Here is an 18,107-nt window from a genome sequence, read left to right as displayed (position 1 = left end):
TCCTCACTAATTAATTAATTTAATGCGTTCGTTGATTCACTTGAACTACTTGAACTATCAGAACTTGTCGATGAAGACGAAGTAGCACTTTCACTACTTTCTGAACTGGTTTCAGAGCTCGTCGATGTCTGATCAGTTGTTGTTTCACTACTTTCAGTTTTTGATGCTGCGGTTCCACCAGAAGCACTAATTTTTACTTTAACAGATTCTGGATTTGATGAAATTAAATTATTCTTATCCAAATCGATACTAATTGTTTTCGTAACGGAATCACTAATCTTATTAATTGGTACCACAACATCAAGTTTACTTAATTTGCTTAAGGTTGATTCTGTACCCGTTACCGTTACTTGTTTTGTATCACTTGAAAACTTATACGTCTTCCCAGATACGCCAGTTCCACTTGAAACAAAATTCAAAGGTAATTTTTTAGTGGTTTTAGTACTCTCAACCGGTATTGTAACACCGACTGTTGATGGGGTCATGACGACATTTAAAGTTTTACCATTTACATCTAAGGCCTCAAGTAAGACTTCTTGTGAAATTGTTGACTTGATCTGATTGCTGCTGACATTTACTTGTGCAACCACTTCTGAAATAGCATTCACATCGCCTTCCGCACCGGATGCAGAAATCGTATTATTATCTAAAACAGGCGTCCCACTCTTATACCCTTGCGCTAAACGACGTTCATTAAATTTCACCTGAATAGGGAATGTCGTTGTCTTACGTTTTTGTATATTAACAGAAATTGTAGCGGGACTAATTTTATAACTAATTTCTTTGTTTAATCCTTCTGCTTGTAACTTAACAACATGTTTTCCAGGATTTAAACCCTTTAAATCAGCAAACACTCTAAAGTTTTGTGTATTCACAGTTGTTGTAATTAAAGCGCCAGGACCGTCCAATGTTAATTTTACATTTTTAGGATATCCAGTAATAAAGTATTTATCACTATCGGCCGTAATTTGTAGGCCAGCCTCAATCGTTTTTGATTCATTTGCAACTAGACTCGTTGTTTTTGAATCGGAAAAATTATTTGTATTTGCTAACTGATCATAATTAACATAAACAAATAATAAAATTGCTAAAATTAAAGAGGTTCCAATAAAAAATGAGCGACTATTAAAAAATTTATTTAGATTCATTTTTTATCCCCCTTACGCCCGAAATGTTCAAAAAATTCCCAGAAAGGGTTGTTCTTTTTAGGTTCATCATCTTTAATTAATTCAGTATTCAATAATTTAAGGTAATCTTCTTGTGATAAATCACGAATAAGTTCGTTATTTCGCGTAATTGTCACTGAACCTGTTTCTTCTGACACAACAATCGTAATTGCGTCGGTTACTTCACTGATACCTACTGCAGCACGATGCCGAGTTCCTAATTCTTTTGGAATTAAGTTACTTTCAGATAATGGTAAGTAAGCCGCCGCAACAGCTATTTTATTATCTTTAATAATTACCGCGCCATCATGCAATGGTGTATTGGGAATGAAAATATTGATTAATAATGCACCCGTAATTTCAGCATCTAATGCAATTCCGGTTTCAATATAATCTTCCAATCCAGTGTTCATTTGGATAGTAATTAATGCCCCAATTCGACGTTTTGACATATATTGAATAGCTGAGTCTAGTCCAGCAATCATATGTTCTTCGTCTTTGTTTTTCTGTTTACCTCTTGAAAAAAATGATCCACGACCAAGATGTTCCAATCCACGTCTTATTTCCGGTTGGAAAATAACAACCATGGCGATAACACCCCAATTGATAACTTGATCCATAATCCAAGATACAGTTTGTAGCCCAACGACCACACTAATTAGCTTAATCACAACAATAATTATGATTCCTCTAAAAAGTTGAACCGCTTTTGTTCCTCGTAAAAGTACCATGAGTTCATAAACAACAAACCAGACAACGATAATATCTAGTATATTGACCATATGCCCCCACGTTACAAGACCACCCCAGTTAATGGACATCACTCGGCCTCCTCTATTTTATTAACCGTTTTATTATACCACGTTGTTAGATTTGTTTCCTCATCCCGCCATATTTTCTATTATCTACCGGATTATTAATTTGATTTCATCTCATTTTTTGCTACACTGAAGTTACTATAGAAAAGGATGACCATTATGATAAATACAAATGTAAAGCACGGTATCAGATTATTTTTTATATGTTACTTAATTATTATTTACTTATTCGTTTACAACCAACAATCACCTTTTAATTTTTTACTCTTAAATACATTTTTAGGTTATCTGCCAATTGAATTAGCTTTTCACATCAAAGATAAATTATCAAATACTTATTTTTGGCTGTTAACAGCAGCTTGGCTATTCTTTTATCCGAACGCGCCTTACCTATTAACTGATATTTTTCATTTAAGCTTACTGCATCCCTATGACATAATGACAGGATTAATTAAATTAGATATTCATATGTGGCTAAACTATACTTATTTGTTGGTAAGTACCTTATCATGTACGTTACTTGCACTCGTTGGATTTTCTCAAATTGCCGACCAAATTAAAGAACGACTACACTTAACACCTTATTATTTTCGTTATGTCGTTATATTTGGCCTAACTATTTTGTCATCTGTCGGTGTCTATATTGGTCGTTTTTTAAGATTACACACTGTTTACCTACTAACATCACCAAAATTAACATTAAAATTGATTGCCGATATGTGGACAATTAAAATGTTAGCTTTTGTCGTTTTACTAACAATAGTCCAACTAGTTATTATCATTTGCTTAGAAGTCTATAGAAAAACAATAAAATAGGTGTAACTCGCATATAAATTGCGAGTTACACCTATTTTTTAGTCCTCTTCAGAAAGCATAATAACATTTTCAGAATAATTAATATATTCACGTAAACTTGACGCTAATGACCATGTAATATAGCCTCGTTCCATCAATTCCTGCATCGCAGAACGTTCAGCCGCAATAGCCTTTAATCTAAGTTGGTAACTTTGTTCCTCAGATTCGGCTTGATTAATATTTTTGGTCCGTTTTAATGTTTCGATACGATTACGATAATAAACAATCAAATGATACATAGCTTGCTGCTTAAATTGTTGATTGCCATCATCAGATTTTTTAACATACGTTGATAGTGCTTTAATAGCTGCTTTTGCTAAAGCTTTTTCTATATTTCGTCGTTCATAAACCATTTTTAATTCTTTTTCAGAATAGAGTGTCCGTCTCACAACCTTACCTAATTGAACAAAGGCATGATTAATATTTCTAACCGTTACAAATGAGATTTTCCGATTATTAATTTGACCTAATTTCGCTTTTTGTTTCATAATTTTCTTACTAATAATTGAATAGTTTTTATTACTAATAGCCTGCTTTAATCTCATTTTATCTAACGCTTCGAGTTCTCCATCTAAAGCAATTCGCCTAATGTCTGCTTCTTCCTCAACAATTTGGCGTAATCGTTCATCATCCTGATCAGAAAACTCAAGTCGACGAATCATAAATTGATATTCTAAAATTAATTCATAGGCAACTTTTTGATTAGATTCTCGTCGTTCAGATTCCAAGCGACTAATAGCAACTCGCATAATATAAATACGAGCTTGCTTTTCATTGAACTGCGTATCTCCGCTATCACTAGTTATGATAGCATCCTCATCTTCAACTAAAGTAGCATCAGGAACCTCATTACTGGTTTTCATTATTCCTTTTTCTTTAGTTAAAAGAGGTAATATCAAAATTGCGGCTACTAAACTTAAAATAATCACGCCACCAGCAATAAATAACATTAATGAACGCTCTGGAAAAGCAGCACCTGTTTTTATTATCGTTGGGACTGTTAACACACCAGCCATTGTAATTGCACCACGAACACCTGAAAATCCTGATATTAACGCAATACGCCAACTTGGCTTTGCCTTATTTTTTGATTTATTTTTCTTAGAAATTAATAACATATTAATATACGTCCAAACAACACGAATCACGACTAAAAAGAGCCAGACGACAAAAACATCAATAATAGCCGAAAGAGTACTACTATTGTTATCTTCTAATGTCTTTGACATCGCAATTGGTAATTCAATTCCAAGAATAATAAACACAAATCCATTCAGGAGATAAACCACAATTTCCCAGGTTTTTTCAGTTACTAACTTAATTTCAGGTAAGTACGTCGCGAAAGTATTCTTACGCATACTAGAGATAACGCCAGCGACAACTACCGAAATAACACCTGATGCATGCAAAAATTCTTCCGTAAAAAGAAAAATGATGAAAGGTGTTAAAATTTGTAATATCGTATTAAAAACAACATCATTAATCCCTTGCCTCATTAAAAAATCTCGTATTGTTGAAATCAGCAACATTAACACTGCTCCCGAGATAAAACCAACAATCGCAATATACGTAAAATCACCAAGCGCCTGTCCAAATGAAAAATAGCCAGTAACCGCAGCAGCAATCGCGTATTTAAAGGCAATTAATCCACTTGCGTCATTAATTAAACTTTCACCACTAACCAAATTTAAAATATTACTTGGTAATTTTGCTTTTTCAGCAATCGATTGCACAGCAACTGGATCCGTTGGTGACAAAATAGCTGCCAGTGCGAATCCAACTGCTAATGGCATTTTTGGAATCAAAAGATGAATGAAAAATCCAACTACCACAGTTGTTAAGAAAACCAATAATATGGCATTCGCAAAAATGGAACCTCTTAATTTCCACAATTCACGTTTTGGAAATTTTCGACCATCATTAAATAATAGTGGCGCAATAAAGAGTAATAAGAACCAATCTGTTTCTAACTCAATTGAGACTTTAAAAATTAAGGCAACGACAAAGCCTAATGCTATCTGGATCAATCCAACGGGTATTGAAACCAGATAATGACTGATAACATTTGATAGTAAAACAAGTGCAGCTAAAACAATAACCGATTCAAGTAGCGGCATTTACCATCTTCCTTTCTACTTTAGTCTTCTCCGATAATTCTAACTTCCGTTTCTAATCTAACCTTAAATTTTTCCCACACAACGTTTTGAACATGCTTAATAACATCCATATAATCTGTTGCAGTAGCGCCGTCTACATTAACAATAAACCCGGCATGTTTCTTTGATACTTGTGCGCCACCAATTTGGTAGCCTTGTAACCCAGCTTCGTGAACTAGTACACCAGTATAGTGTCCATCAGGTCGCTTAAAAACACTTCCACATGATGGGTACTCTAAAGGTTGTTTAGATGCACGTAAAAAGTTAAACTCATCCATTTTTTCACGGATATCATATTTATTACCTTCTTTTAATACAAAGGTTGCTTCTAATATGATGTCATTATCATCTTGAATTTGACTATGACGATAGTCAAAGTTCATTTCTTCGTTAACTAGTGTTTTCACATAACCAGTACGTGTAATAACACTAACTTCACTCAATACCTGGCTGATATCACCATCATATGCACCAGCATTCATAAATACGGCACCACCAACACTCCCAGGAATCCCAGCAGCAAATTCAAAATTAGTCAAGCCAGCTTGGTAAGCTTCTTCTGTTGTCTCAATAAGTGAGGCACCAGCTTGCGCTATAATTTTCGTCCCAGATACAGCAATTTTATCCATATCCGTTAAAATGATTACAAGTCCACGAATACCGCCATCTTTCACAACTAGATTACTCGAATTTCCTAAAACAGTTAAAGGAATACCATTTTCATTGGCTGTATTCACCAAAATTTTAACATCTGACACTGCATCAGGAAAAGCTAAAAGATCAGCCATCCCTCCCGTTTCAGTATTTGTATATTTAGCAAGTGGTTCATTTTTTAAAATTTTAATAGATGGAAATAGTTCTACAAAAGTGTCAATTATCATTATTTATTCGATTCCTTTCAACATTTAGCAATTCCTTCTAGTTTAACACGTTCAATGTTTATTTTTCTATTTTAACGCACAAACAAGCGACTTTTAATTGTATAACCTAACTGTTATACTTTATTAACATTATTAGACCGAGTATTTTAATAACCTTATCAGTCATATCGAATTAAAAAGGAGTTAATTATGAATTTTGTTACAATGGATTTTGAAACTGCTAATAATCAGCGTCATAGCGCCTGTTCAATTGCTTTAACAGTTGTTCGAAATAATCAAATCGTTGATGAATTTTATTCACTTATTAAACCGGAAACACCTTTTAATTGGCGTAATGTTCAAATTCATGGTATTCACGAAGAAGACGTTGAATTTGCACCAAAGTTTCCAGAACTATGGTCACATATTTCGCCACTTTTCCAGAACAATAGTTTAATCGTGGCACATAATGCCCCCTTTGATAACAGTATTTTGCATAATACATTGGGTTATTATGGATTAGAGACACCCCAATTTTTATTGTTAGATACGGTTAGAACAAGTCGTAAATTATTCCCAGAATTTCCAAATCATAAATTAAATACGGTTTGTGATGAATTGGGAATCACGTTAACAAATCATCACAATGCCTTAGATGATTCCGTTGCTTGTGCCAATATCTTACTCTATCAAGAACACGAATTTGGACAAGAAATTTTAAAACCATTTGTGAAGCCAGCATAATCAAATTTAAGCACATTAATAGGGCTACTGTTTAAACTGTTATATGATGACCGTAATCAAACCAAATTGGGGGAAATTACAATGTCAATTTATGATTATCAGGTTACACTAGAAAATGGTGAAACTTATTCATTAGAAAAGTACAAGGATCACCCTTTATTAATTGTTAATACAGCCACTAAATGTGGTTTTGCGCCACAATTTAAACAATTAGAAGAATTATATGAGGATTATCAAGACCAAGGATTAGTGGTACTTGGGTTTCCATCGAATCAATTCCATCAAGAAGTCGATAATGATGCGCAAGCAGCAGCTACCTGTCGTATGACATATGGCGTTAGTTTTCCAATGCATACCATTCAAAATGTAAATGGAGAAGATGCGTTACCACTATTTAAATACCTGACTGATGAAACGCAAGGCGTGTTGGGTAGCTCAATTAAATGGAACTTCACTAAATTTTTAGTTAATCGTGATGGACAAGTTGTTAAACGTTATGCACCTAAGACTAATCCTTTAAAGATGAAACCAGAAATCGAAAAATTGGTTAAATAAAAACAAGTTAGCTGATACCCCCATTTAGAGGCTATCAGCTAACTTGTTTTTTTAGTTGAAATGGGCCAACATATTATCATATTGTAATCCATTACTTTCTAATTCGATAGTACGTAAATTATCATCATGATCATCTTTCAATAATGTAATTTTTAACCAATCATTTGGTAATTCATCCTGAATAAATTCAGACCATTCAACAACACTCACACCATCAGAATTAAAATATTCATCTAACCCTAAATCTGCGCCGCCCATCCCTTCAAGTCGGTAAACATCCATATGAAATAACGGCAAACGGCCCTCACGATATTCTCTCACAATTGGAAATGTTGGACTTTTAACGTTCCGCTTGATCCCTAACCCAACGGCTAAGCCTTTAGCAAAAGTTGTCTTTCCTGCGCCTAAATCACCATCCAATAACAAAATCATATTAGGTTCAACAAGCTGTCCAATTTTTTCGGCAATTTCTTGTGTTTCTTCTACAGAACTGACTTCAATATTCATTAATTATTTCACCATTTCATTCTAAACTTTGCGCAGCTGTAATAATACCAACCTTGTAAATTTCTTCTACGTTAGCACCACGAGATAAATCTGAAACCGGTTGGTTTAATCCTTGTAGGATAGGTCCGATAGCTTCAAATCCACCTAAACGTTGTGCAATTTTGTAGCCAATATTTCCAGATTGTAATTCAGGGAAAATGAAAACATTTGCTTGTCCTGCAACCTTTGATCCAGGTGCTTTTTGTTCACCAACACTCGGTACAAAAGCAGCATCAAATTGTAATTCGCCGTCAATCGCTTCATTTGGTGCTAGTTTTTGTGCAATTTCAGTTGCTTCTGCTACCTTTGATACCTCTGGTGCTTTAGCTGAACCTTTAGTTGAAAAACTAAGCATTGCTACTTTGGGATCAATATCAAAGAGACGAGCCGTCTGAATGCTTGCAATTGCCATTTCTGCTAATTCTTGAGCAGTTGGATTAATACTGATCGCAGCATCAGAAAATAAATACTTTTCTGTATCATTATTTCTGGTCATAATAAAGGCACCACTTGTCCGACTCACGCCTGGTTTCGTTTTAATAATTTGTAATGCAGGTCGAACGGTATCTCCAGTAGCGTGAACAGCTCCAGAAACCATCCCTTCAGCTAATCCCATGTAAACGAGCATTGTACCGAAATAATTAACATCGCGTAACATTTCTTCAGCTTGTTCAGGTGTATTTTTACCCTTACGTCGTTCAACAAAGGCCGTTTTCATCTCATTAAAATCTGTTTCAGAATATTGTTTAGGATCAAGTAATTCTACACCGATACCATCAAGAGTTAAATCGAGCTTTGTGGCTAACTCTTTCATTTTTGCAACATCCCCCAATAAAATAGGTTCTGCCAAATTATCTTCTGCTAATTTAACGGCTGCTCTTAGAATACGTTCTTCTTCCCCTTCAGGAAAAACTATTTTAATTTTTTTACTTTCAATTTTGCTTTTCAAACTTTCAAATAATGACATATCATTTCCTCCTAATTAAGTGTTACTGGGTAATTGCCAGTTAATCGGTGGCAATCCCTGACTTATTAAATTTTGATTTATTTGTGAAAATGGTTTCGATCCAAAAAAACCGCGGTAAGCAGATAACGGACTTGGATGAGGTGATGTTATCACAATATTGTGATCTGTATCAATTAATTTAATCTTATCTTGGGCTGTCTTCCCCCATAAAACAAAAATAATTGTCTGTGAAGATTCGGATAATCGTTCAATCACACCATCTGTTAATAATTCCCATCCATGATTACGATGAGAATTAGCGGCGCCATCTCTTACAGTTAAGACTGAATTTAACATCAAAACACCTTGCTCCGCCCAACTCTTCAAATAGCCATGATTAGCTGGTGGAATTCCTAAATCTGTTTCCAATTCTTTATACATATTCCGTAAAGAAGGTGGAATTTTTTCTCCTGGTAAAACAGAAAAACTCAACCCATGAGCTTGATGCTTTTCATGATAAGGATCCTGTCCCAATAAACAAACTCTAACGTCAGAAAATGGGGTCAGTTCAAAGCTTTCAAAAATGCGATTTTTTTCCGGATAAATCGTCTCATTTTGATATTCATTATCAATAAACGTTTCTAAATCAGCATATTTAGATTTTGCAAGCTCTTCGGTCAAAATGGGTTGCCAATCATTATCGACATTAATATTCATTGTCTAACACCTCACAGATTAAGTTTACCATATTAGTGAATACAAAAATAAATGATTTGATTAAAATATCGAGCGGTTTCATGTTAAAATGAAACCAGTAAATAAGATTAGAGGAGTGTTGAATTTATGATAAAAATTATTGCATCAGATATGGATGGTACTTTACTAAATGATCAAATGGTGATTTCAGAAAAAAACGCCGATGCGATTAAACAAGCACAAGCATTAGGAGTCCACTTTATCGTTTCTACTGGCCGTGGCTATACTGAAGTTAAACCTTTAATTACAGCAGCCGGGTTCAATAGTCCAATGATTACATTTAACGGCGCAGAAGTTTTAGATGGAAATGGTAAAACACTTAGTACAACACCTATTTCAAAAAAAGTCGTTCAAACTTTAGTTCAAACATTCAAAAAAGAAAATTTTTACTTTGAAATGACAACCTCAAACGGTGTTTATTCTGATAATCGTGCAAACCGTATTCAAAATGTAGCGCGTCTAATCTCTGATACAAATCCAGATACACCATTTAAAATGGCTGTTTCATTAGCTGCAGCTCGTCTTGAATTAATGAATATCAATTACGTTGATGATTACCAAACAGTCATCGATGATTCAAAAATTGATATTTTTAAATTAATTGTTTTCAGTATGGATGGTCAAGAAGAATTACTCCCTTTAAAAGCAAAAATTGAAGAAGAAGACTCACTTGTTGTTACCTCTTCTGCACCTACTAACCTTGAAATTAACAACGTAAATGCCCAAAAAGGGATTGCACTCCAAGCTTTCGCTAAAGAACTTAATATCCCAATGTCAGATGTCATGGCAATTGGAGATAACTTAAATGATGTTTCTATGTTAAAAGTTGCAGGCGTCAGTTACGCCATGGAAAATGGCCACGACGAGGTAAAACGTATTGCCAATCATTCAGCAAAAACAAATTCTGAAGATGGTGTTGGCTTAGCTATTCTTGAACAGTTAGCTGAAAAATAAATCGATTGAGACTAAAAAGTGTAATTAATTAGAAAAAATAAGTCTATAAAAACTGTTGTTGATAGTAGTTTAAAAACTATTACCAATAACAGTTTTTTTACAACGAAAAAAACAAAAGCCATAAGACTTTTGTTACGTAATCAATCAGCCCTGTTACTCTCCAACTATCAATTATGAAACCCATAATACGTCGCTAACCAATTTGGTACTTATCTTTATTCAGTTGTTAGTAACACGATTACTTTCCCAAAACTATCCTGATTTTGTAAGTAAGCATGCGCTAAAGGAACTTCACTTAGTTTGAAGTTTTTTTCTGGTTTCACATCAACATCATATTTTGAAATGTAGTCCAACAGATCATTCAATTTATCCTGACTGACATTGTCAGAGTAAAAACTAGTGAGGTAACTATTTTTCTCGATATCTATAATCGGATCAAATTCTTCTAAAAACCATTTACCTCCTAATTGTCCCGTACTACATAAAATGCCTCCTTCGTTTAAATGTTGAAAACTATCTTTTATAGTGGCAGGGCCAATTAATTCTAAAATTTTGTCATACTTCTTTTCAGTCTCTAATACACCAGTCTTATCTATTATTACATCATTAAAACCAGCGGACAATAATTGCTCATTTTTTGCTTGGCTCCGACTAGTACCATCAATTACAATATCAGGATATCTGGCCTTCAACAATTTAAGAAATGAAATACCTACTCCACTTGTGGCGCCTCTAACTAAAATTTTATCTTTTTTTGTAATTTTTAAGTTTTTCATTGAACCAAATGCTGTATAGTACGTTTCAGGAATAGTCGCAAGTTCTTTCCAAGATATATTTGTTGTTATTGGATATATTTGGTTATTTGGTAATGCTACATATTCAGCATAGCTGCCATCAAATGCGCGTCCCATTTCTCCCATAATGGAAATAACTTTTTTCCCTATAGGTAATCTTTCAGGATCGCTCGTTTCTTCAACAACACCCACACATTCAATGCCTAAAACCCTAGGAAACAAAACAGTTGGCGATTTTCCCTCTCTCGTAAAAATCTCCGATCTATTGATACCAAACCCTTTTATTTTAATTAAGGACCAGTTAGCTTTTATTTTAGGTAAATTTACCTCTTGGTAAATAAGCTTATCTGTTCCTCCTGCTTCATTAACAACAATTGCTTTCATAATTTTACTTTTCTCCTTTGCTAAAAAGCTTTTTTCAATTCAAATCATCGTAAACATCCTAATTTTTAGTAACTATACATAAAAAATCCTAACCACCACGCGAAGTGATTAGGACCTTTTACAATGCTTGCCCCACCAAAAATTAATGAAAGGCCGAAAGATTTAATTAGTTTGCACTTTTTATGCATTTAAAACTTTGTTTAAGAAATCTTTTGTTCTATCATTTTGCGGATTACTAAATATTTCATCTGGTGTACTACTTTCTAAAATGTAACCATCAGCCATAAAGACCACACGATCAGCCACTTCTTTAGCAAAACCCATTTCATGTGTGACAACAACCATTGTCATACCATCCCTCGCAAGTTGTTTCATAACATCTAAAACATCCCCAACCATTTCTGGATCAAGTGCAGACGTTGGTTCATCAAATAACATAATATCTGGTTTCATTGCAAGTGCGCGTGCGATTGCGACACGTTGTTTTTGACCACCAGATAACGAAGCAGGTGCAGCATCTGCTTTATCACTCAAACCAACTTGGGATAAAAGACGTTTTGCTTCCTTAGTTGCTTCTTCTTTTGTTTCTTTTTTTAATTCAACAGGCGCTAAAATAATATTTTCAAGAACGGTTAAATGTGGAAACAAATTAAAATGTTGAAATACCATGCCAATATTTTGACGAACAACATTTAAATCAGTTTTTGGATCACTTATATCATGCCCCTCAATAATAATTGAACCGGAAGTTAAATCTTCTAATTTATTTAAACAACGTAAAAAGGTACTTTTCCCAGAACCGGAAGGTCCAATCATGCAGACAACTTCTTTTTCTGCAACTGAAATATCTAACCCCTTCAAAACTTCATTTGAACCATAGTTTTTTTTCAAATTTTTAACTTGAATTTTAGCTGCCATTATTTAATCTTCCTTTCGACTAAATTAGATAACCACGTTAATAACGTTATGATAACGAGATAAATCACCGCGATAATCAACCACATCTTGAATCCTTCAAGGTTTCTTGCGATTATAATCTTACCTGTTTGCGTTAATTCTAAAATACCGATAACAGATAAAATTGACGTATCTTTCAACGTAATAATAAATTGATTAATAAATGATGGAATCATAATCTTAATTCCTTGTGGCATAATGACTTTCATCATTGCTTTTCCATAAGGTAATCCTAGACTACGAGCAGCTTCCATTTGGCCATTATCAACAGCCTTAATCCCACCTTTAACAAAGGCCGCTGTATACGCACCTTCATTTAACGTTAAGGTTATAATACCTGCCACAAATGCTGGAATCTTGCTCCCGGTTAAATTAGGAATACCAATGTAGATAAAGAAGGCCAATACAATTAGCGGTAGGCCACGGAAAATGTAAATTAATGTACTTGAAAGCCCATTAAGCCATTTATTTGGCGCAACACCCATCATACCTAAAATAATCCCTAAAACTGTTGCACAAACAATAGCCACAATTGTTAATAACATTGTTTGTTTAAATCCTTCTAATAATGAGCCACTATTTGTTTTCAATAAACCTAAAATTGTTCGAGAATTTTTAGAGTTAGCATTTTTTGCGTTCGTTCCAGTGTACTTATCAACAATCTTTTTATATTCACCGTTAGCTTTAAGTTTCTTTAGCCCGGCATTAAATTTTGTTATTAATTCTTTATTTTGCCCTTTTTTAACGGCGAATCCATATTCACCTTTTTCATATGTTTTACCAACTACTTTCATTTCAATACCATTCTTAACACCATATGCTAAAACTGGTTTATCATCAAAAGTCGCATCGGAATTTCCTGTCACAACATCGTCATACATGTTACTTGAATCATCAAAAGTTGTTGTTGTAATATTATATTGTTTTTTAATTGAGTTTACGAATTCTCCGGCAGCTGTACCAACTTTAATCGCTACCTTTTTCCCTCTTAAATCATCCAAAGATTTAATTGAACTGTTTTTACCAACAGCCATAGCTACCCCAGCTTCATAATAACTATCTGAGAAATCAAATTTAACACGACGTTCTGGAGTTATCATCATACCAGCCATAACCCCATCAATTTGGTTAGCATCTAATGCTTGAACCGCTGCATTAAACCCTAAGGCTTTAATATCAACTTTAAATCCTTCCTCTTTAGCAATGGCTCGCATTATATCCATATCAATACCAACATATGATTTACCATCTTCTGCTTGATATTCAAATGGTGCATAAGTTACATCAGTCCCGATTGTATACGTCTTTTCTGCTGCATTTACTTGATTACTATGTAAAAATAATAAAAATACACATGCGACCATGATTGACATGATCATTGACTGCCATTTTTTCATAATATCCTCCCCAAAACATTTTGATGTAACATAATATAACATATCTACACTTAGCAAGCAATTTAGTTGTTTTGACAATTATTTAAGTACCCTATACACTAGAGATATTCAGGAAAGGATGGTTTATATGATTATTAGAAGAGCAACAAAAAAAGATGCACACGAGGTCGTTCCTTTAGTGAATATTATTTTAGAAGATATGGAAATTCCTATTCTTCAAGAAATTCCATTACCCGACCTATTCAAAGTGCTAGAGCTTGCATTTGAAACAGAAGACTACCGTTACAGCTACGGTCGTGTTCAAATTGCCGATATTGATGGTAAGGTTGCTGGGATAGCATTTGGTTATCCGGATGAAGATGAAGACCATCTTGATCTTGCTATGAATCAATTTTTCCCACAAATTGGTTTACCTGAAACAACTGAACTCTTTCCAGACTCAGAAGTTTATCCAAATGAATGGTACCTTGATACCCTTGCTGTTTCACCAGATTTCCAAGGACAAGGCATCGGCACAAAACTTCTAGAGTCTCTTCCCGAGATTGCCCGTGCAGCTGGAAAAACAAAGATTGGCTTAAACGTCGACTTTGCAAATCCTAAAGCAGAAAAGTTATACACAAAAATGGGCTTTAAAACTGTTGGTAACATGATTATTAGTGGTCATGACTATCATCATATGCAAAAAGATATTTAAATAAATAAAAAGGTCTGCTAAAAATAAATTTAGCAGACCTTTTTTCATATCTTTATTCTAAAACTTTTACAGTAACTGTCTTTTTACCCCATGTGTAACATCTTGCATTTGAGATAAAATGCACATCAATTCGGTTTCCTTTAATTGCTGAACCTGTATCGCCAGCAATCGCAACACCATAACCAGATACCCAGACAACAGTTCCTAGCGGAATAACTGAAGGATCCACAGCAATTTGTTGTGGATTAGTTAACAAACTTAACCCATATGATCCATGAGTTCCCATCCCTGGTGCATTTGTTGAATAAGCCGTTGCGACCATTTGTAACGTTTTCTTAGTTGATTTGCCAGAAGTATCGTTGCTTGCTTTTTGGTCAGTACTTCCTTTTTTATCTGATGAATCATCACTTTCAGCCTTTTTAGCTGCTTCTTTTTTAGCAGCTGCTGCTGCCTTAGCATCAGCTTTAGCCTTTGCTTCTCTTGCTTTTTTTGATAACTCAGCATCTTTAGCCTTTGTTACTTTGGCTAAATCTTTCTTTGCGTCACCTAAAGTATCTTTTAACGCTGCTAATTGTTTATTCATTTCTTTTGTTTCTTGTTTTGTTTCAGATTGTTTTAATTTCAATGATTTTTGTTCAGATTCCAAATGCGCTTTAGCATCTTCCATGGTTTTGATATTAGACGCAACATCTTTCATCGTTTTGTTATCAGCAGATTGTAAAACAGAAACTGCGTAAACACGGCTAATAAAATCACCAGCATTCTTTGCTTCAAGAATAGCCGTTACCATTTTACTACTTGAATCATTAACTTGTAGACTTCTTAATCTATCTTTAGCATTTTCAATACGTGTATCTAATTGTTTTTGTTCATTACCAATTGATTTATCTTGTGAACCAATTTTCTTTTCTTTATCAGAAATTTCTTGATTTAATTTATCAATTTTTGCATACTCATCATTAATACTCGTTAATGACTTTGAAATTTTTGAATTAGCAGTTGTTACTTTCTCTTGTGCAGCTGATTCTTGTTTTTTTAAATCACTGATAGATGTTGCACTAACAGAAACCGAACCACCTAATAAGCAAAGTATAACTGCCGTAAAACCAATAATATTTCTAATTTTCAAAATAATACTCCTTTTTGTAAATAACTTTATTACCCATTTCTAGAGTATATCGAACCGACAAGTCAGACATGTGTCAGGCATATTACAAAACATCACTCATATTACAACTCTATGACTAACGTACCCTCATTTTCAGAAATAATCATTTTATTTGAGTTCATTTTCAAAACCGTTTCATTTTGAGCCTGAAATATGCTATGATATGTAGATTATACAAACGAATAGTGAGGGTATTAAATGATAACTGTAAGTAATGTAAGTTTAAGTTTTTCAGACCGTAAGTTATACGATGACGTTAATTTAAAATTCACGCCTGGTAATTGTTACGGACTAATCGGTGCTAATGGCGCTGGTAAATCAACATTTTTAAAGATTTTATCTGGTGAAATAACACCAAGTACAGGTAAAATTTCATTAGATCCAAATGAACGTATGACAATGCTACAACAAAATCATTATGGCTTCGAAGAATATACTGTTCTTGAAACAGTCATTATGGGTTACAAAGAACTCTATGCTGTTATGGAAGCAAAAGATGCTATTTATGCAAAAGCTGATTTTTCTGATGAAGATGGTATCAAAGTTGCTGAACTAGAATCTGACTTTGCTGAAATGAATGGTTGGGAAGCTGAATCAGAAGCTTCAACTCTTTTACAAGGCTTAGGCTTCGCTGAAGATATGCAAAATAAAAAGATGAGCGAACTAACAGAAAGTCAAAAAGTTAAGATTTTGCTTGCACAAGCACTTTTTGGTAATCCTGATGTTCTCTTACTTGATGAACCTACTAATGGGTTAGACATCAAATCAATTAACTGGTTAGAAGATTTCTTAATTAACTTCTCAAATACCGTTATTGTTGTTTCTCATGATAGACATTTCTTAAATAATGTCTGCACCCACATGTGTGATGTTGATTTTGGTAAAATCAAATTATTCGTTGGTAATTACGACTTCTGGATGGAATCAAGTGCCTTAGCTTCAAAACTTGCAAATGATTCTAACGATAAAAAAGAAGCTAAAATCAAAGAATTACAAGATTTCGTTGCACGATTCAGTGCTAACGCTTCTAAATCTAAACAAGCAACTTCTCGTAAGAAAATGCTTGAAAAAATCACACTTGATGATATTCAACCTTCATCACGTCGCTACCCATTCATTAACTTTGAAATCGACCGTGAAATTGGTAATGATTTATTATCAGTTAGTGGCGTTTCAAAAACAATTGATGGCGTAAAAGTTTTAGATAATATCTCATTTAGTTTAGGCAAAGATGATAAAACAGCCTTTACAAGTGAAACTGATATTGCTGTTACAACATTAATTAGAATTCTTTCTGGTGAATTAGAACCAGATACAGGTACAGTTCAATGGGGTGTAACAACATCACAAGCTTACCTTGCTAAAGATAATAACGACCAATTCGCTGATGAACATTTAACAATTATCGATTGGTTACGTCAATTTGCTTCTAAAGCAGAAAGTGATAACACTTTCTTGCGTGGATTCTTAGGTCGTATGTTATTTTCTGGTGAAGAAGTCGATAAAGAAGTTGGCGTCTTATCCGGTGGAGAAAAAGTTCGTTGTATGTTATCAAAAATGATGTTAACAAGAAACAACGTTCTTTTACTTGATGATCCTACTAACCATTTAGATTTGGAATCAATTACTTCATTGAATGAAGGTCTTTCAAATTATAAGAGTGCTCTATTATTCGGCTCTCATGATCGTGAGTTCATTCAAACAATCGCTAACCGTATCATCGAAGTAACACCAAACGGTCTTGTTGATCGAGCAGATACTACTTATGATGAATTCTTAGAAAATAAAGATGTTCAAGATCAAATTGCTGGTCTTTACAAACAAGCTTAATAACTAAAAAGGAAGCAACCAATTTCAAAATTGGTTGCTTCCTTTTTTATTAGTAATTTTTAAGTACGCGTTGAATTTGGCGTTCCTGATCTCGACGTTTAATTGTTTCACGTTTATCGTAATCATTCTTCCCTTTTGCAACACCGATTAGTACTTTTGCAAAGCCGTTTTTAATGTACACTTTCAAAGGGACAATTGTAACACCCTTATTTTTAGTTGCTTCATCAAATTGAGCTATTTGTTTTCTATGCAATAATAATTTACGATTTCGAAGTGGATCATGATTGAATTGATTTCCTTGATCATACGTTGAAATATGAACATTCATCAGCCAAGCTTCACCATTTCTAATTTGCGCAAATCCATCTTTTAGATTAATACGACTATTTCGAACGGATTTAATCTCAGTACCTGTTAAAACGACACCAGCCTCAACCGTATCTTCAATGTTATAACTGTGTCTTGCTTTTTTATTCTGGGCTAAGGGTTTATCAAAAGATGACTTTTCTTTTCGCAATCTTAATCCC

The 18,107-nt window shown here is 34.0% G+C and carries 18 protein-coding genes; 6 read left to right on the top strand and 12 right to left on the bottom strand.

Going from position 1 to position 18,107, the window contains the following annotated elements:
• Positions 1 to 14 precede the first annotated feature (14 nt).
• Positions 15 to 1,148 (bottom strand): CdaR family protein, encoded by a 1,134-nt coding sequence (locus AC1RPR_RS05040; protein ID WP_481761428.1) that lies wholly within the window; start codon positions 1,146 to 1,148, stop codon positions 15 to 17.
• Positions 1,145 to 1,987, bottom strand: coding sequence for a diadenylate cyclase CdaA (gene cdaA / locus AC1RPR_RS05035; protein WP_409022241.1), 843 nt, complete (start codon positions 1,985 to 1,987; stop codon positions 1,145 to 1,147). Before cdaA ends, AC1RPR_RS05040 begins: the two co-directional genes overlap by 4 nt.
• A 156-nt stretch (positions 1,988 to 2,143) precedes the next feature.
• Between cdaA and AC1RPR_RS05030 the strand changes: the two genes are divergently transcribed.
• A complete protein-coding gene (locus AC1RPR_RS05030) occupies positions 2,144 to 2,800 on the top strand; it encodes a DUF1361 domain-containing protein (protein WP_481761429.1) in 657 nt (218 codons plus the stop codon).
• Positions 2,801 to 2,838: 38 nt separating this feature from the next.
• Here AC1RPR_RS05030 and AC1RPR_RS05025 read toward each other — a convergent pair whose 3' ends face one another.
• The gene (locus AC1RPR_RS05025) at positions 2,839 to 4,956 is read right to left on the bottom strand and encodes a cation:proton antiporter (protein WP_481761430.1); all 2,118 of its coding nucleotides are present in this window, start codon (positions 4,954 to 4,956) and stop codon (positions 2,839 to 2,841) included.
• 20 nt (positions 4,957 to 4,976) lie between these two features.
• Positions 4,977 to 5,876, bottom strand: coding sequence for a UDP-N-acetylmuramate dehydrogenase (gene murB, locus AC1RPR_RS05020; RefSeq protein ID WP_481761431.1), 900 nt, complete (start codon positions 5,874 to 5,876; stop codon positions 4,977 to 4,979).
• Between the two features lie 189 nt (positions 5,877 to 6,065).
• Here murB and AC1RPR_RS05015 point away from each other — a divergent pair, with 189 nt between their 5' ends.
• Together AC1RPR_RS05015 and AC1RPR_RS05010 are read left to right on the top strand one after the other, a co-directional pair.
• Positions 6,066 to 6,599 (top strand): 3'-5' exonuclease, encoded by a 534-nt coding sequence (locus AC1RPR_RS05015; protein WP_409022237.1) that lies wholly within the window; start codon positions 6,066 to 6,068, stop codon positions 6,597 to 6,599.
• Positions 6,600 to 6,680: 81 nt separating this feature from the next.
• The gene (locus AC1RPR_RS05010) at positions 6,681 to 7,154 is read left to right on the top strand and encodes a glutathione peroxidase (protein ID WP_481761432.1); all 474 of its coding nucleotides are present in this window, start codon (positions 6,681 to 6,683) and stop codon (positions 7,152 to 7,154) included.
• A 51-nt stretch (positions 7,155 to 7,205) separates the two neighbouring features.
• Here AC1RPR_RS05010 and tsaE read toward each other — a convergent pair whose 3' ends face one another.
• Genes tsaE through AC1RPR_RS04995 form a run of 3 tightly spaced genes read right to left on the bottom strand, consistent with a single transcriptional unit; the run spans position 7,206 to position 9,363 of the window.
• The gene (gene tsaE / locus AC1RPR_RS05005; RefSeq protein WP_481761433.1) at positions 7,206 to 7,661 is read right to left on the bottom strand and encodes a tRNA (adenosine(37)-N6)-threonylcarbamoyltransferase complex ATPase subunit type 1 TsaE; all 456 of its coding nucleotides are present in this window, start codon (positions 7,659 to 7,661) and stop codon (positions 7,206 to 7,208) included.
• A 16-nt stretch (positions 7,662 to 7,677) separates the two neighbouring features.
• The gene (gene pta / locus AC1RPR_RS05000; protein WP_481761434.1) at positions 7,678 to 8,667 is read right to left on the bottom strand and encodes a phosphate acetyltransferase; all 990 of its coding nucleotides are present in this window, start codon (positions 8,665 to 8,667) and stop codon (positions 7,678 to 7,680) included.
• A gap of 15 nt (positions 8,668 to 8,682) precedes the next feature.
• Positions 8,683 to 9,363, bottom strand: coding sequence for a uracil-DNA glycosylase (locus AC1RPR_RS04995; RefSeq protein ID WP_481761435.1), 681 nt, complete (start codon positions 9,361 to 9,363; stop codon positions 8,683 to 8,685).
• Positions 9,364 to 9,489: 126 nt separating this feature from the next.
• Between AC1RPR_RS04995 and AC1RPR_RS04990 the strand changes: the two genes are divergently transcribed.
• On the top strand, positions 9,490 to 10,356 hold the full coding sequence (locus AC1RPR_RS04990) for a Cof-type HAD-IIB family hydrolase (RefSeq protein ID WP_481761436.1): 867 nt from the start codon (positions 9,490 to 9,492) through the stop codon (positions 10,354 to 10,356).
• Between the two features lie 215 nt (positions 10,357 to 10,571).
• Here AC1RPR_RS04990 and AC1RPR_RS04985 read toward each other — a convergent pair whose 3' ends face one another.
• The 3 genes from AC1RPR_RS04985 to AC1RPR_RS04975 all read right to left on the bottom strand — a co-directional run bounded on the left by AC1RPR_RS04985 (position 10,572) and on the right by AC1RPR_RS04975 (position 13,888).
• Complete coding sequence (locus tag AC1RPR_RS04985; protein ID WP_481761437.1) at positions 10,572 to 11,534, bottom strand: zinc-binding dehydrogenase; 963 nt, start codon at positions 11,532 to 11,534, stop codon at positions 10,572 to 10,574.
• Positions 11,535 to 11,714: 180 nt separating this feature from the next.
• Complete coding sequence (locus tag AC1RPR_RS04980; RefSeq protein ID WP_481761438.1) at positions 11,715 to 12,452, bottom strand: amino acid ABC transporter ATP-binding protein; 738 nt, start codon at positions 12,450 to 12,452, stop codon at positions 11,715 to 11,717.
• Positions 12,452 to 13,888 (bottom strand): amino acid ABC transporter substrate-binding protein/permease, encoded by a 1,437-nt coding sequence (locus AC1RPR_RS04975; RefSeq protein ID WP_481761439.1) that lies wholly within the window; start codon positions 13,886 to 13,888, stop codon positions 12,452 to 12,454. Before AC1RPR_RS04975 ends, AC1RPR_RS04980 begins: the two co-directional genes overlap by 1 nt.
• A 130-nt stretch (positions 13,889 to 14,018) precedes the next feature.
• Between AC1RPR_RS04975 and AC1RPR_RS04970 the strand changes: the two genes are divergently transcribed.
• Complete coding sequence (locus tag AC1RPR_RS04970) at positions 14,019 to 14,582, top strand: GNAT family N-acetyltransferase (protein WP_481761624.1); 564 nt, start codon at positions 14,019 to 14,021, stop codon at positions 14,580 to 14,582.
• A 52-nt stretch (positions 14,583 to 14,634) separates the two neighbouring features.
• Here AC1RPR_RS04970 and AC1RPR_RS04965 read toward each other — a convergent pair whose 3' ends face one another.
• Positions 14,635 to 15,711: a 3D domain-containing protein gene (locus tag AC1RPR_RS04965; protein WP_481761440.1), complete on the bottom strand. Its 1,077-nt coding sequence runs from the start codon at positions 15,709 to 15,711 to the stop codon at positions 14,635 to 14,637.
• Positions 15,712 to 15,948: 237 nt separating this feature from the next.
• Between AC1RPR_RS04965 and AC1RPR_RS04960 the strand changes: the two genes are divergently transcribed.
• Entirely contained in the window at positions 15,949 to 17,580 is a 1,632-nt protein-coding gene (locus AC1RPR_RS04960) for an ABC-F family ATP-binding cassette domain-containing protein (protein ID WP_409022227.1), read from the top strand.
• Positions 17,581 to 17,629: 49 nt separating this feature from the next.
• On the opposite strand, the gene smpB is transcribed toward AC1RPR_RS04960, so the two are convergent.
• Entirely contained in the window at positions 17,630 to 18,097 is a 468-nt protein-coding gene (gene smpB / locus AC1RPR_RS04955) for an SsrA-binding protein SmpB (RefSeq protein ID WP_481761441.1), read from the bottom strand.
• Positions 18,098 to 18,107: the final 10 nt, after the last annotated feature.

The sequence above is a fragment of the Dellaglioa sp. CoH-57-MRSF-22 genome, from assembly GCF_056781895.1.
This window is presented reverse-complemented; position numbering and strand designations above follow the sequence as displayed.

Excerpts from the sequence above, each read along its gene's own strand:
- AC1RPR_RS04995 (WP_481761435.1), bottom strand. The coding sequence starts at position 9,363 with ATGAATATTAATGTCGATAATGATTGGCAACCCATTTTGACCGAAGAG.
- AC1RPR_RS04960 (WP_409022227.1), top strand. The coding sequence starts at position 15,949 with ATGATAACTGTAAGTAATGTAAGTTTAAGTTTTTCAGACCGTAAGTTA.
- tsaE (WP_481761433.1), bottom strand. The coding sequence starts at position 7,661 with ATGAATATTGAAGTCAGTTCTGTAGAAGAAACACAAGAAATTGCCGAA.
- AC1RPR_RS04990 (WP_481761436.1), top strand. The coding sequence starts at position 9,490 with ATGATAAAAATTATTGCATCAGATATGGATGGTACTTTACTAAATGAT.
- murB (WP_481761431.1), bottom strand. The coding sequence starts at position 5,876 with ATGATAATTGACACTTTTGTAGAACTATTTCCATCTATTAAAATTTTA.
- AC1RPR_RS04980 (WP_481761438.1), bottom strand. The coding sequence starts at position 12,452 with ATGGCAGCTAAAATTCAAGTTAAAAATTTGAAAAAAAACTATGGTTCA.
- AC1RPR_RS04985 (WP_481761437.1), bottom strand. The coding sequence starts at position 11,534 with ATGAAAGCAATTGTTGTTAATGAAGCAGGAGGAACAGATAAGCTTATT.
- AC1RPR_RS05030 (WP_481761429.1), top strand. The coding sequence starts at position 2,144 with ATGATAAATACAAATGTAAAGCACGGTATCAGATTATTTTTTATATGT.
- AC1RPR_RS05015 (WP_409022237.1), top strand. The coding sequence starts at position 6,066 with ATGAATTTTGTTACAATGGATTTTGAAACTGCTAATAATCAGCGTCAT.
- pta (WP_481761434.1), bottom strand. The coding sequence starts at position 8,667 with ATGTCATTATTTGAAAGTTTGAAAAGCAAAATTGAAAGTAAAAAAATT.
- AC1RPR_RS05040 (WP_481761428.1), bottom strand. The coding sequence starts at position 1,148 with ATGAATCTAAATAAATTTTTTAATAGTCGCTCATTTTTTATTGGAACC.
- AC1RPR_RS05010 (WP_481761432.1), top strand. The coding sequence starts at position 6,681 with ATGTCAATTTATGATTATCAGGTTACACTAGAAAATGGTGAAACTTAT.
- AC1RPR_RS05025 (WP_481761430.1), bottom strand. The coding sequence starts at position 4,956 with ATGCCGCTACTTGAATCGGTTATTGTTTTAGCTGCACTTGTTTTACTA.
- AC1RPR_RS04975 (WP_481761439.1), bottom strand. The coding sequence starts at position 13,888 with ATGAAAAAATGGCAGTCAATGATCATGTCAATCATGGTCGCATGTGTA.
- cdaA (WP_409022241.1), bottom strand. The coding sequence starts at position 1,987 with ATGTCCATTAACTGGGGTGGTCTTGTAACGTGGGGGCATATGGTCAAT.